13 protein-coding genes are annotated in these 13,853 nt (G+C 63.8%); 4 read left to right on the top strand and 9 right to left on the bottom strand.

Going from position 1 to position 13,853, the window contains the following annotated elements:
• Nucleotides 1–13: 13 nt before the first annotated feature.
• Together F4036_09520 and F4036_09515 are read right to left on the bottom strand one after the other, a co-directional pair.
• Nucleotides 14–637: a guanylate kinase gene (locus F4036_09520; protein ID MYK37978.1), complete on the bottom strand. Its 624-nt coding sequence runs from the start codon at nt 635–637 to the stop codon at nt 14–16.
• Complete coding sequence (locus tag F4036_09515) at nt 634–1,500, bottom strand: YicC family protein (GenBank protein ID MYK37977.1); 867 nt, start codon at nt 1,498–1,500, stop codon at nt 634–636. Before F4036_09515 ends, F4036_09520 begins: the two co-directional genes overlap by 4 nt.
• A gap of 118 nt (nt 1,501–1,618) precedes the next feature.
• On the opposite strand from F4036_09515, the gene F4036_09510 reads away from it, so the two are divergent.
• Nucleotides 1,619–2,356 (top strand): ribonuclease PH, encoded by a 738-nt coding sequence (locus F4036_09510; GenBank protein ID MYK37976.1) that lies wholly within the window; start codon nt 1,619–1,621, stop codon nt 2,354–2,356.
• On the opposite strand, the gene F4036_09505 is transcribed toward F4036_09510, so the two are convergent.
• The gene (locus F4036_09505) at nt 2,353–4,500 is read right to left on the bottom strand and encodes an NAD(P)-binding protein (GenBank protein MYK37975.1); all 2,148 of its coding nucleotides are present in this window, start codon (nt 4,498–4,500) and stop codon (nt 2,353–2,355) included. The genes F4036_09510 and F4036_09505 overlap by 4 nt on opposite strands.
• On the opposite strand from F4036_09505, the gene rdgB reads away from it, so the two are divergent.
• The 3 genes from rdgB to F4036_09490 all read left to right on the top strand — a co-directional run bounded on the left by rdgB (nt 4,403) and on the right by F4036_09490 (nt 7,284).
• Entirely contained in the window at nt 4,403–5,017 is a 615-nt protein-coding gene (gene rdgB, locus F4036_09500) for an RdgB/HAM1 family non-canonical purine NTP pyrophosphatase (GenBank protein ID MYK37974.1), read from the top strand. The two genes, F4036_09505 and rdgB, sit on opposite strands and share 98 nt — an antisense overlap.
• Before the next feature lie 235 nt (nt 5,018–5,252).
• Nucleotides 5,253–6,578: an MFS transporter gene (locus F4036_09495; GenBank protein ID MYK37973.1), complete on the top strand. Its 1,326-nt coding sequence runs from the start codon at nt 5,253–5,255 to the stop codon at nt 6,576–6,578.
• A 19-nt stretch (nt 6,579–6,597) separates the two neighbouring features.
• A complete protein-coding gene (locus F4036_09490; protein MYK37972.1) occupies nt 6,598–7,284 on the top strand; it encodes a TVP38/TMEM64 family protein in 687 nt (228 codons plus the stop codon).
• A gap of 159 nt (nt 7,285–7,443) precedes the next feature.
• On the opposite strand, the gene F4036_09485 is transcribed toward F4036_09490, so the two are convergent.
• From F4036_09485 to F4036_09460, 6 genes are all read right to left on the bottom strand, one after another.
• Nucleotides 7,444–8,271, bottom strand: coding sequence for an outer membrane lipoprotein-sorting protein (locus F4036_09485; GenBank protein ID MYK37971.1), 828 nt, complete (start codon nt 8,269–8,271; stop codon nt 7,444–7,446).
• A complete protein-coding gene (locus F4036_09480) occupies nt 8,268–10,562 on the bottom strand; it encodes an MMPL family transporter (protein MYK37970.1) in 2,295 nt (764 codons plus the stop codon). Before F4036_09480 ends, F4036_09485 begins: the two co-directional genes overlap by 4 nt.
• A gap of 67 nt (nt 10,563–10,629) precedes the next feature.
• The gene (locus tag F4036_09475; protein ID MYK37969.1) at nt 10,630–11,808 is read right to left on the bottom strand and encodes a DUF2236 domain-containing protein; all 1,179 of its coding nucleotides are present in this window, start codon (nt 11,806–11,808) and stop codon (nt 10,630–10,632) included.
• A gap of 45 nt (nt 11,809–11,853) precedes the next feature.
• Nucleotides 11,854–12,618, bottom strand: coding sequence for a hypothetical protein (locus F4036_09470; GenBank protein ID MYK37968.1), 765 nt, complete (start codon nt 12,616–12,618; stop codon nt 11,854–11,856).
• The gene (locus F4036_09465; GenBank protein MYK37967.1) at nt 12,600–12,854 is read right to left on the bottom strand and encodes an NHLP leader peptide family natural product precursor; all 255 of its coding nucleotides are present in this window, start codon (nt 12,852–12,854) and stop codon (nt 12,600–12,602) included. The genes F4036_09470 and F4036_09465 overlap by 19 nt, the downstream gene beginning before the upstream one ends.
• Nucleotides 12,855–12,971: 117 nt before the next feature.
• Complete coding sequence (locus F4036_09460; GenBank protein MYK37966.1) at nt 12,972–13,847, bottom strand: 4-hydroxybenzoate octaprenyltransferase; 876 nt, start codon at nt 13,845–13,847, stop codon at nt 12,972–12,974.
• Between the last annotated feature and the right edge of the window lie 6 nt (nt 13,848–13,853).

Here is a 13,853-nt window from a genome sequence, read left to right as displayed (position 1 = left end):
CCGCCGCAAGGTCCTACCAGTCGCCTGCCCCGACAAGTTCTTCGACGCAGGCCCGGTGCCTTTCGTCGGACACCGCGTACTGCGCCCCGTCGCCCTTGAGGATCTTCGACATCCTGCGGCAGGTCTCATCGATGTCGTCATTGACGAGCACATAGTGAAAGTCGGTCCATTTCCTGACGTCGAGGCGCGCTTCGGAAAACCTCCGCTCCACCACCTCCGGCTTGTCGGTGTTGCGGCCCCTGAGGCGCTTCTCCAATTCGTCGCGGGAAGGCGGCAGAAGGAAAATGCCCTGCGCATCGGGCTTCGCGCGGCGCACCTGCTCGGCGCCCTGCCAGTCGATTTCGAGAATTACCTGGCGGCCGCTTGCAAGTTTCTCCCTGACTTCCCGCCGGCTGGTGCCATAGCGGTTGCCGAATACGTCTGCGTGTTCCAGAAACCCGTCATCGCCGCGGATATCGTCGAAAGCGGTATCGCTGACAAAGTAATAATCCCGCTGGTCCTGTTCCTGTTCGCGGGGCGGGCGGGTGGTGTGGGAAACCGCCAGGCTGACGCCCGGATTCTCCTCGACCAAACGCTTGACGATCGTGGTCTTGCCGGTGCCCGAGGGAGCGGAAACGACAAACAGGCGGGGCGTCACAGGATATTCTGGGCCTGCTCGCGCATTTGCTCGACGAGAACCCGCATATCCACGGCCTCGTGCGTTCCGCGCGCGTCTCCCGACTTGGCGGCCAGCGTATTGGTCTCACGGCCGATTTCCTGGAGAAGGAAATTCACCCGCTTTCCGGCCGGTTCGCTGTCCTTCAGCGCGGACCGCAGCGCCACCAGGTGGGCTTCCAGCCGATCGAGCTCCTCGCTGATGTCGTAGCGCATAAGCAACAGCGCCACTTCCTTCTCCAGGCGCTCGGCATCGACCCGCACCCTGATCGCGTCGAGACGCTCCGTCATGCGCACCATGGCCCGTTCTCTCAGTTCGGGCGTGCGGGAACGGAACTTCTTGAGGATCTTGTCCATCTTGGAGCAGCGGCTCTCGATGGATTTCCTCAGTTTCCTGCCTTCGCTGGCCTGCGTGGCGCGCAGGGCGTCGACCGCCTTGTGCAGCAACTTGCGGACCTCTCCGGACATGTGGCTCTGGTCGGCGGAATGCTCTTCGATCACCCCCGGCCAACGCATGACGTCGAGCGGGCTGACCGCCGCGGGACGGCGCATCTGCTCCGCCAGGACCCGCGCGTATCCGATGACCCGCACCGCCAGGCCCGTATTGACCTTGATCCGGTCGGCGAATTTTTCCGCCGGACGCCAACTCAGGCGAGCGTCAACGTGTCCGCGCCCGACATGGGTCGCCAGCAGATTGCGTATCTCGGGCTCCATCTCGCGAAACGCGCTGGGCATGCGAACCTCGACATCCAGATGGCGATGGTTGACCGACTTCAATTCCCACTGCAGCCAGCCACTCTCGCTGCGGTACTCCTCTTTGGCATAGCCAGTCATGCTGCGAATCATTGAAACGGCCTTTTTCTGCCCCCGCCCAATCAATGCCGGCTAATTTTAGCTTCGCTCCGGTGCCGGAAACGAGGCCCGAATGCAAAACACCCCGGCCGGGGCTAACATATTTGGACAGATGCGCACAAAATCCACTTCCACCGTGCGCCGTCCCAGTGGCCGGGAACCGGACCGTATGCGCGCTGTCGCGTTCGAGACCGGCTACACGAGCCATCCCGGCGGCTCGGTTCTCGCCCGGTTCGGCGAAACGCGCGTGCTTTGCACGGCCAGCGTGGACGCTACGGTGCCGCACTTTCTGCGCGGCAGCGGCCGCGGTTGGGTAACCGCGGAATACGGAATGCTGCCGGGAGCCACGCACACCCGTAGCCGACGGGAGGCAAGCAGCGGCCGGCAATCCGGCCGCACGATGGAAATCCAGCGCCTGATCGGACGCTCGTTGCGCGCCTGCGTGGATTTCGAAGCTCTCGGCGAACATACGATCGTCGTCGATTGCGATGTAATACAGGCCGACGGCGGGACGCGTACGGCCGCGATATCGGGTGGCTGGCTGGCGCTGAGCCTGGCCTGCAGCCGGCGCTCGTGGCGGCGCAGGTTCGCCCGCTACCCGCTGCACGGGCAGGTGGCGGCAGTCTCCGTCGGACTTTATCGCGGGTTGGAAGTGCTGGATCTCGACTACGCCGAGGACTCGGAGGCCGAGGCCGATATCAACGTGGTGATGAACGAGGCCGGGGGCATCATCGAGGTGCAGGGCACGGCCGAGGCCCACGCATTTCTGCGCGAGGAACTGGACCGCATGCTCGACCTTGCGGCCGACGGCATCAAGCAGGTCCTGACGGCACAGGAAGAGGCACTCTAGAGTTCCAGGGCCAGGCGGGCGCCGTCCTGAACCGCGGCCCAGATGGACCGGGGAGCGACGCAGTCTCCTATTGCGCTCACGCCGTCCGGCGATGGGTTGGCGACCGTGCCCATCGACAGCACCAGGGCATCGAAGGGTCCCAACGCCTCGTCGGCCGTCGTTATGACGGAGTCGCCTCTCACCTCTTTCACGTAGGTACCGCCGCTTATCTCGATGCCCGCGGAGTCGAGGCGGCGCGCAACCAGGGGCAGTTCTCCGGTAAGGGACAGCTCCGGGTCGCCGAACAGGGCGCTGGCCGTGACGACGGTCACGCCGGAAACGCCATCCATCGCGGCCAGGTATTCCACCAGGTTGACCGCCGGCCAATTTCCTTCCTCGTCGATCACCAGGACACTTCCCGATACCGACTCCTTGCCGGCCAGGATGTCCCGACCGTGAGGCAGCCGCTCTGCGCCCGGAATGCCGTCGGTCATGCGGGGCCGATTGCGCCAGAGCCAGGTCCAGCCGGGCGAGCCGCCGGTAGCCCAGACGATCTCGTCCGCATCCAGTTCCCCCGGATCAAGAATCTCGTTGTTCAGCCGAACCGTAACTCCCAGCCGGGCAAGTTCCCTCTCCCACCACTGAAGCGCCGGCAGCATCTCCTCGCGGTGCGGGCACAACGCCGCGAGGCGCAGCGCGCCGCCGAGTTCCCCCGTAGCTTCGTACAGGGTAACGGCGTGGCCGCGGCGCGCCGCAACGCGGGCGCATTCGAGTCCGGCCGGTCCGCCTCCCACTACGGCAATGTGCTTGTGGATCGGTGCAGGCGCACTGCGGGGCAGTTCGAACTCCCTTCCCGCCGCCGCGTTGATGTTGCACCCGGCCGGCAGGGCGAGCGTCGCGAATCCCAGACAAACCTGGTTGCAGGACATGCAGGGACGGATGCGCTCCTCCTCGCCCCGGCGCACCTTCAAGACCCAGTCGGGATCGGCGATGAAGGCGCGGGCCATGGCCACGATGTCCGCCTGGCCGTTGGCAACGACGGCCTCAGCTTCATCCGGGCTACGAATGCGTCCGGCCACGGTGACCGGCACCGACAGCGCTTCCGTGAAGCGCGCCGACTGCTCCGCCAGTTGGGCCCGCGGATAGCCCATGGGTGAAATGGTCTCCGCAAAATTGGCGTTCGAACCGCTCATGACGCTTACGTAATCGGTAACGCCCGTCTCCGCAATCGTCACCATGGCGGCCAGGGAATCTTCGATGCCGTAGCCGTCCGGGTCTCCCGGAATGGCGTGGAATACCGAGGTGCGCAAACCTACGGCCACCTTTCCGGTTACCCGTTCTCGTATGGCTTCAAGAACCTCGATGACAAAGCGGCAGCGGTTCGGCACCGACCCGCCGTAGCCGTCTGACCTGTGGTTGAGCTGCGGACTTAGAAACGAACCGAGCAGGTAATCGGACGCGGTCTGGACCTCGATAACATCGATCCCGGCCCTGGCGCAACGCTCGGCCGCGTCGGCGTAATAGCCCACCATGTCCCTGATCTCGGCAACGGAAATGGCCTTGGGCACCTGGCCGATCTGCACGGAAGGAATCGCCGACGGGGCCAGCGCGACCGCGCCGCGCCCGAAAGGTACGTTGTGGCCGCCGTGCCAGAGGATGATGGACAGCCTGGATCCGGCTTCATGGACCGCCTCGGCGGTGCGGGCCAACGGGTCGATGATCTCGTCCCGCCACAACTCCAGCTGGCCGGTCCAGGTCAGGCTGTCGGGATGCACCGGGGCGGACTCGATACCCACCAGAGCGGCCCCTCCCAGGGCCCGCCGCACCAGGTAGGCGTGATAGCGCTCGGTAATCAGGCCGGATGAATCCCCGTGCACCATCGAGTGACCCGGAATGATCACGCGGTGATCCAGTCGCACCGGCCCCAGCGAGATGGGAGTGAAAAGGTGGGGGTAGCGATGCTCGGGAGGCGTCGCGGGGTCCGGCATGCGTTCGTTTCCTGCAGGAACTGGCGGTCGGGCGCAAAGAATATCGCACCCGGCCGCCGTTAAACTTGCTCGCACTGAAATGTCCACTATCCGAAGCGCCGTACTGGCCTCGGGCAACGCCGGCAAGCTGCGCGAGCTGCGCGAATTGCTCAAGGGGCAAATCCGCCTGATTGACATGCGGGAACTCGCTCTTGTGGCGGCGGAAGAAACCGGTTCAAGCTTTGAGGAAAACGCCCGGCTGAAGGCCTTCGCCGCCGCCCGGCAATCGGGCATGCCGGCGCTCAGCGACGACTCCGGCCTGGAAGTGGACGCGCTGGCCGGGGCGCCGGGAATCTACTCCTCCCGCTACGCCGGAGACGAAGGAAACGCCCGCGCCAACATTCGGAAACTGCTTGAGGACCTTGAGGGCGTGCCGGTCGGGAACCGCACCGCCCGCTTCCGCTGCGTGCTGGTCCTGGCCGCGCCCGATAACGAACACGCTCCCCTGATTGCCGAGGGCGTCTGGGAAGGGCGCATTGCCGAAAGGGAGGAAGGACGCGGGGGATTTGGTTACGATCCGGTGTTCCTGGACGGGCGAACGGGCCAGTGCGCGGCGCTGATGAGCGCCGGGGAAAAGGGCCGGAGAAGCCATCGCGGGCGGGCGGCCCGCAAGCTGGCGAGGCTGCTGGGACTACAGGGCGCAGGGGCGGGATAATATGCCCGCCGCAAGGCAGTTATTCACACTCGGCGGAAAATCGTATTGCGCAGTTCAAATTGCGGCTACTTTCGCACAACACATTTGCGAACCTCTACCAAGTTATTGATATTACATGTATTTCCGGAATCTGCTGAAATCTTCCCCCGCTGTGGAAAACTGCAAGAGCCAATAGAGCCAAGGGCTACGGGCGATGTTGTCCACAAAGTTATCCACATGACCCGGGAACGGTAGCTTGACCGGACTGACCGATACGCCCCGTTGGCCCCGGCGCGGCTACGCATGGTACGTCGTGATCCTGCTGGCGGTCCTGTACCTGTGCTCGTTCCTCGACCGCAACATCATCACCCTGCTGGTCGAACCCCTGAAGCACGACCTCGACCTGAACGATGTCGAGATCGGCATGTTGTACGGCTTGGCGTTCGCAGCCTTCTACACGACGCTGGGCCTGTTCGCCGCCGGGATGGCGGACTTGTGGAACCGCCCCGCCGTCATTGCCGCCGGAGTCGTACTGTGGAGCGTGGCCACCGCGGCCTGCGGACTCGCAAGCAACTACGCGCAACTGTTCGCCGCGCGCATGCTGGTCGGCGTGGGCCAGGCGGCCCTCTCGCCCGCCGCCTACTCGCTGATCGCCGATTACTTCCCGCCAAGAGCCCGTTTGCGGGCCACCGCCACTTATGCCACGGGCCTGTACCTCGGCATCGGGCTGGCCACGCTCACCGGGGGACTGGTCATCAACTGGGTGGCGGGCGGAGGCAGCGCCAATCTGCCCGTGCTTGGCGCGCTGAGGGGCTGGCAGATCGTCTTCATCGTAGTGGGCCTGCCGGGCGTTCTTCTCGGCTTGCTCACGCTGGCCTCGGTGCGCGAAACGGCCCGTTTCGGAGAGACGCCCGAAGCCGGGATCAGCGCAAGGTCCTTCGTCCGATTTCTGTGCGGGCCGCAACGGACCTTGTACCTGACCCATTTTCTGGGCTTTACCTGCCAGGTCACCTATTCGTACAGCTTCGGTGCCTGGACGCCGTCTTTCCTGATCCGCGAATTCGGCTGGACCCAGGCCCAGACGGGCCTGGGCCTGGGCGCGGTCACGCTGGTAACCGCGCCGCTGGGTGTTTACCTGGGCAGTGTGGCGGCGCAGCGGCTGCGCCGGCGCCGGCCGCGGGACGCCGAAATCCGGGTTGCGTTCGCGATCGCCCTGATTGCCCTTCCCTTCGCCGTGGCCTTTCCATTCGCGTCCACCGCAACGCTGGCGCTGACGCTGATCGGCGTAACGCAGTGCCTGATCAGCATGCCCTTCGGCATCTCGCCGGTAGCGCTTAACGAGGTGACTCCGAATCGGTTCCGGGCCCGAATCATCGCCGTGTATCTGTTCTGCGTAAACCTGCTCGGCCTGTCGCTGGGTCCGGTGGGCGTGGCGCTGCTGACCGAGCGGGTTTTCGGTTCGCCCGATCGACTGCCCCTGGCGCTGGCGACCATGGCCGTCTGCACCATGCCTCTCGCGGCTGCCATATTCCGGGTCTGCGCGCCCGCCTACCGGCGGGTCGCGCGGAACCGTGGCCAGTAATTGAGTCACAACAACCAGCATGAAGCGGCGAGCGCTGATACTGCTACTGTCGCTGACGGCGCTGCTCGTCGCCGTGTGGATGCTGCCTGCGCGCGAGTGGCTGATCCAGTCGACCGACTGGGCGCAGGCGCACCCGCGCATTGCCTGGGCCGGCTTTGTTGTCGCGTACATCCTGGCCGCTGTATTCATGGTTCCGGGTTCCATTCTTACCCTTGCGGCCGGCGTGCTTTTCGGGGTTGCACTGGGCGTGGCCCTCGTATCCCTGGCGGCCACTCTGGGCGCGTGCTGCGCGTTTCTTGTAGGCAGGTTTCTGGCGAGGGACTGGGTCGAATCCCGGCTGGAAGCCATGCCGCGCTTCCGCGCCCTGGACCGCGCGGTTGCCCGCAGGGGCTGGCTGATCGTGCTGCTCGCGCGGCTTTCCGTAGTGATTCCCTACAACCTGCTGAACTATGCCCTGGGGCTTACCAACGTGAGCTTCGGAGCCTACTTGTTCGGCACGGTCGTCGGCATGCTGCCGGCCATTTTTCTCTATGTCTACCTGGGCTCCGTGGCGGGCAGCCTGGCTTCGCTGGAGCAGACCGGCGCTCCGATGATTCCGCAGCCGCTGTTCATCACGGGGCTGGTCGTCACCGCCCTGCTGATTTTCCTGATAGCCCGCCTGACCGCCCGCGCCCTACGTAGCGAACTCGACAGAGACGGCAGCTAAGAGCTCTGCGCTTTTAGAGGCACGCCAACTGAAGCCCGTCGTTGGTCTCCCTACTCGCGGGAGCGTTGGAGCAGGGACAGCGAGAATCGAGCCAGGATGGCGTCTCCCACGAGGAGGGGGACCAACGACGGGCGAGCAAGCACGAACAGCCGATACGTGTCAGCGCACGCGCCTGAGGGCCGCCTGGGAGAAATCGCCGTCGCCCAGATCGGTGCCGAACTCCAGGTCCGTCCAGTTGAGCACCGTGCTCTTGCCGGTCAGGTGATTCTCCATCGTCATTTCGCCAGCCCGCCAGTATCGATCCAGGTACTGCCGGTACCCCGCGAACACCAGCGTCTTCAGATGTGAGTTCTTGCGGTCGTAATAGTGGACCAGCCAGGTGCGCAGGTGCTCCTTGTCCTGCCAAACCAGTTGGCGGCTGTAGCTCGATTTCGTGTCCACCGGCACCTGTTCGTTGACCGTGCAGATCAAATCGCCGCAGGGTTCCTCGCGCAGGAAACGGTAGGTGTATTTCTCGACTTCCGGATTGCTCATGTCCTCATAGGAGAACTCGCTGCCCATGAAGGACCCGGTGCGGGTCGAGGAACTGATGCGCTTGACCCGCTTCAACGCCGGCAGATACAGCCACTGGTCGTCCTGGGCCGTGAGATGACCGTGGGTCAGCAGCGCCGTCCCCTGGACGTCGCGCGGCTGGTCGAAAACGAACAGGCTCTTGTCGCCGTCGCCCTCGACTTCCAGGACTTTGAAGCGGATCTGGCGGCGGCTCTCCTGACCCTGACGGTTGCGCAGGATCATGGCCAGATTGGCCGTGAAGTTACCGAAACCATCGTTGCGGGCGGCCGCCTCGTACGCGATCGCAAGACCGATTTCCTCCGGCGAGGGATCCTGGGCAAGGGCGGGCGACGATACCAGGCCCGTCAGCGCCAGCAAGAGGGTGAAACGGGCCGCGGTACGGAAGGGACGCGCCCGGCTTGGTACACGAATCATAGTTTTCTCCGATCAAATGCCATCAGCAGGGGTGGCAGAAGCAGGAAGTCGGCGAGGAAGGCGAACATGATCGTCATGGCCACCAGGATTCCGAGCGCCCAACTGACCTCGAATCCGGATGCGGCGAACACCAGGAACCCGGCCGACAACACCGCGGTCGTCGTCCCCAGGGCCTTGCCCACCGTGCTGAAAGCATAACGGACCGCGTCGGCAGCGGAACGGCCCTCGCGACGAACTTTCAGGTACTTCGTCAGGAAGTGAATCGTGTCGTCCACGATGATGCCGAAGGCCACGACAGTAACCACCGAGGCCGCGATCCCAACTCTGCCGACCAGGTACCCCCAAAGGCCGAAGCTCATGCCGGCGGGGATGAAGTTGGGGATCAGGCTCAGCAGGCCGAACCGCAGGCTCTTGAAGACCACGACCAGGACCAGCGAAATCAGCGCCATCGCGATTACGGTGCCCCGCAGCATGGACTTGATGTTTCGCTCGGTGATGTGCGAGACGATGACGCTGAGTCCGGTCGCTTCCGTCGTAAGCCCGGGGGCATTCTTCTCAAGCCAGCCGCGGGCCCGCTCCGCGAGCTCCTGCTGCTCGTTGCTGGTTATGTTCCGCATCACCACCGACATGCGGGTGGACGACTTGCTGATGTCGATGCGGTCGTTCAGATCCATCCCGAACGGCAGGGAAAGCTCGTACAGCAACAGATACTGCGTGGCCAGCGCCTGGTCTTCCGGCAACCGGTAGTAGGCCGGATCGTCCTCGTGCATGTTCTTGTTCAGGCGTTTCATCGTGTCCGAAAAAACGCGAACATAGGTCACTTCCGGCTGGCTGCGGAACCATTCGGCGAAGGCGTCGATCTGGCGCAGGTATTCGGGGCCGGTGATGCCGCCCTCGCCCGGGGAGGCCAGCGAATATTCCTGCGATTCAAGCCCGGTCAGGTTCTCGATGATGTAGTCCGAATCCCGCCGGAATTCATAGCGCTCGCCGAAGTAGTTGGGCAGGCTGTCGTTGAGCTCGATGCGAAAAATGCCGATCAGCAGGAACAGCGTCGGAATCGTGGTCAGCCACAGCAGCGGTTTCCGCCGCGCGACAACGAACTCCCCGAAGCGGTCGAAGAAAGTCACTTCCCCGGCAGACGACGGTTTCACGCGCAGGGGCAGTATGGAAAGCAGGGCCGGCAGCAGCGACATGGAATAGACGAAGGTGCAGGCCACGCCGAAGGCGACGTAGTTTCCGAGCGTGTGAAACGGCGGGGAATCGGAGGCATTGAGGCTCAGGAACCCGATCACGGTCGTGAGCGAAGCCAGGAAGACCGGGAAGGCGTTCACGCGCACCGATTCGGCAACAGCCTCCATCTTGTCCAGTCCCCGGCGCATGGCCGTCAGGGTCATCGTCGTGACATGCACCGACTGGGCAACCGTTATCGCCATGACGATGATCGGCACCCCGGCGTTCACGGGGCTGAAGACCGTCTGGTTCCACCCCGCCAGACCCATCGCCGTGCCTACCGAGAACAGGATCATCACGACCATGCTCAGGGCGCCCGAAATCGAACGCAGGATCAGGTAAGCCACGGCAACGATCAGGAGGAATACGATCGGAGTCAGTCTCTCCAGGTCGTCCTGGGTGGCCTGCGCAAACGCTCGCTGCATCACGATGTCGCCGGTGATATGGAAGTCGATCTCCGGGCTCTCGGCGCGCGCCCGGGCCATCATTTGGTCGAGGTACGCGTTGAGTTCCATGACCGCGGCGTCATGGGTCTCGCTGGGCGGTATGAAATTGATGGCCAGGCCGGCCACCCTGCCGTCTTCGGCCAGCATACGACCGACAAGCTCGATGGAATCGTTCGCGATTTCCTCGATCCGGTCCAGGTCGGCGTCAGTCAGGGACGCGGCGTCCTCCACCAAAGGTCCTACGATCAGGTCGTCCCCCAGCGCCTCGCTGTGGCTGTAGTTGGTCAACGAGTCCACGCGGCTCGAATAAGGCGCCTGCCAGGCCTCTTCCGTCATCCTCTCGATTACGCCGAGCGTCTCGCGGGTGAATACGTTGCCCTGGCTGGGCGACACGGCGATGAGCGCCGTATTCGATGACGTGTAGGTGTCCTCGAGGGCGTCGTAGGCGGCGAGTTGCGGGTTGTCCTCGCCGAACAGAATCCGATGGTCGTTGGAAACCGTGATGAACCGTCCGCCGGCCGCCATCGCCAGCATGAACAGGGTGGCGGCGGCAACAATCAGCCAGCGGAAGCGCAGGACCGCGGCGATATACCGGTCGAGTAGCGCCGGATTCATCGCGCCGGCCCGCAGTTGCTCCGGAGACAGGCCGGTTCGCGTGCTTCGATGAAAATCACGGTCATGCTTACCAGGGATTTTGCTTCGACGTGTGCCAGTGGTCCGGCATCACGTAGCTCATGCCTTCCTCATCATATTGCGAAACGTCGAGTAACTGCAGGAAATCCGCCAGGTGGGCCGACCGGGTGCCCTTGAGCATGCGCGTAACGATCTGCTTCATGCGGAAGAAATAGAGCGTGCCCAGTCGGTTGCTTCTCGGAAACTGCAGGGCGTCGGCCAGATCGTTGCCGATCAGCGCACGGGAAAGCCGGAAGACCAGGCCGCGCACGGAATCGGCTTCCCTGGGATCCTCGATTCCCGCGACCGTGGGCACGTTGTGCACAAACGCCTGGGCCATTTCGATGGAATGTCGCCCGGGCGGGGGCTCGCACATCAGGGTGATCCTGATGAGATGCCGTGCCTGGGCTTCATTGGCGTACAGAATGGAATCGGGTATGCCCATGAGATGGCCGACGAACCGCCACAAGGCCAGGAAACTGGCGATCTCGTCTTTGGCAAACCTTGCGCCCACCGATATTGCCTGTTCCACGAGACGAATCGAGAATACGCAGATCGCATAGCCGAGGTGGGCCGCACTCAGCGGGGTGCCCCATGCCTGGGCATCCCAGGGCTCCGCTTTCGCCAGCAGGCTGCGGATGCGGGCGTGAACGAATCTGACCCGCACGGAGAGCTTCCACCCGTCGCCGAAACGGTGCAAACCCCCCGGCACGAAGATCTCCATCAATTGCCGGTTGTTTTGTCTCAGCCGTCGGTCTCCGGGCCCGGTCACGGTGCGCGATGTGATATTGAAGGAAGTGGCGATCAGCGAGGAAAAGCCTTCGATCAGTACGCCCGCGACGAATGCGACCAGAACGAAATTCGCGTTTGCATAAAAGGCGCGGATCCCCGCGTTGCACGCCTTGTAGTCGAACCACTCCGGAGGGTGCTCGATTTCCTCAAAGAAATCGCGCATGACCTTCGGCGCCTGCTTGAGTTGGTCCTGCTGCTGCTCTATCCCTGCGTGGATGAACCGATGCAGTGCGGGAGGAGGTAAATCGGATATTTCCTCCATCACCGGGTCCAACTGTGGATCGCCAACGGTCGTGTGCAGGACGTAGTTGTCGGCCGCTGCCTGATCCTCGAGACGGGCTTTTTCGTATCCGGCCCTGTAGGCGGATGGAATCTCAAGTATCGGCTTATTCGTCAAAACCCTGGCGCCGCCCTGCAAGTGTCCGGTCGATGGATTCTACCGTTATGTTCGAACGTCAAGCTCCGACAGTTTCGCAATCACCCGATCATGAACGATGCGATCGTGGGCGTTCCGGGAGGGCAGGTCCCTGGCGCGCTCCAGAAGGCTGCGGGCTTCATCACGGTGTTTGCGCCTGTCGAGAAGCAACAGGCCCAGGGCATATTCCGCGTGAACGATCTTCGCATCCGGCGCAAGCTCAAGCGCGGCGTCGTAGTGCGCGCGAGCCTCATTTCCGCTGGCCCCGAACAGCACCCTGGCCATGAATCCTCCGCCCCGGATGGCCTCCGCATGCCAGGCTCCCAGGCTCAGATGCGCCTCGGCCAGTCCCGGTTTCAGGAACAGCGCTCGCTCCAGCGCCGCCCGCACCCGTCCGGCATAGTCGCGCTTGACCTTCAGCGTGCCCACCGCCTGCGTATAGCGCCCCATGGCATGGGCGTGCTGAAGGTGCGCTGCCGGATTCTCCGAATTCTTACGAATGGCCTCCTGTCCCAGTTGCATTGCGCGGCCGAGCAGTTCGGCTTTTGTTTCTTCCGCCGCCAGATAATGCCCGTGTATCGCCAGCGCTTCGGCCGCCAGCGCGTATCCGTCGGAAGTGTCCAGGACTTCGGCGATTTCCGCGGCCTCGAGGAACCGGCCCTCGTTCAGCGCGGTGCGCGCCGCTTCAATGGACTGGCCGCTCGCGGCCGCTGCGGCGATCAGGCCAATACCGACCGGCAGGCAGGCCAGCCACCTGACAATACGGGACCCGGTCAGATTCCGCAGCAGCACATGCCGGCCGAAATCGCCTCGAGTTGCTCCTCGTCCAGCACCGGGTCGGGCGGCAGAACGACATGCACGGTGCGCATGTCGCTTTGGTGCACGTGAAACTCAATATGGTCCGGAATCTCGATGCCGAATTCCTGGTACAGCGTGCCCTTGGGGTCCGCTATGAGTCCCCGGCGGAAATCGCTATCGTCAGCCGCCCTCTGAATAAGATGGCGCTGCATGTCCTCAGCGGACAACATGCCTGTCTGCCTTTGTGATCACGGCTCCACGCCCCGCTTGTATTTACCGCAAGTCCAACCAGACTTTCTGATCGTATCACAAAGAAAGCCCCGTATCGCATCCCGGGGAACACCTCGTCAACCTGCGGTGAAGAGCATGTCCAGCGCCAGCCCGGCAAAGAGAAGGAAGCCGAGCAGCGAATTGTTGTTGAAGGCCCGAAAGCACTGCTTGCGGTCCCTGCCTCGAACCAGCGCGATCTGCCGGCCTGCGCACAGCGCCGCGCCGGCTACGCCAGCGAAGTAAGCCGGCCCAAGGCCGACCGCCGATCCCAGTCCGAACATGCCGGCCAGGTACGCCGCATGCGCCACGATGATGAACAGCACATCGTGCCGGCCCAGGAGGATCGCCGTTGACGGCACGCCGATCCGCTCATCGTCATCCCGATCCACCATGGCGTAAACGGTGTCGTAAATCACCACCCACAGGAAAGTCAGCGGCCAAAGCATCCACAGTGAGGGATTGCCGAGATCCGAAACGGCGGCGTACGCCATCGGAACGCCCCACGAAAACGCCACGCCCAATACCAGTTGGGGGGCCGGCATGATCCGCTTCGCGAAGGGATAGAAACCGGCGACAGCCGCGCCAATCACAGCCAGCACGATCACCAGCGCCGGCAGGCTGAAAACCAGCCAGGCTGCGCCGGCAGTCAGCAGGCCGGCCACTGCAAGGGCCTCCGCGGGCCTGATCGCTCCTGTCGCCAGCGGCCGCGAGCGGGTGCGCTTTACCAGGCGGTCCACGCGGCGGTCGGCGTAGTCGTTCACCGCACAGCCGGCCGAACGCATCAGGAAAGTGCCCGCAACAAAGACAAGCAGGATGCGGGCCGGCGGATCGCCGCCGGAAGCCAGCCACAGTGCGAACAACGTGGGCCACAGCAAAAGCAGGGTGCCTGCCGGACGATCCAGGCGGATCAGCCCGCCGTACGCCTTGAGGCGTTCGATCAGCGCCCCCTGCATCCTGTC

It is taken from the genome of Gammaproteobacteria bacterium, assembly GCA_009845905.1.
Classification (GTDB): Bacteria; Pseudomonadota; Gammaproteobacteria; order Steroidobacterales; family Foliamicaceae; genus Foliamicus.
Note: the sequence above shows the minus strand (reverse complement) of the source record. Positions and strands in the feature narration are given on the sequence as shown.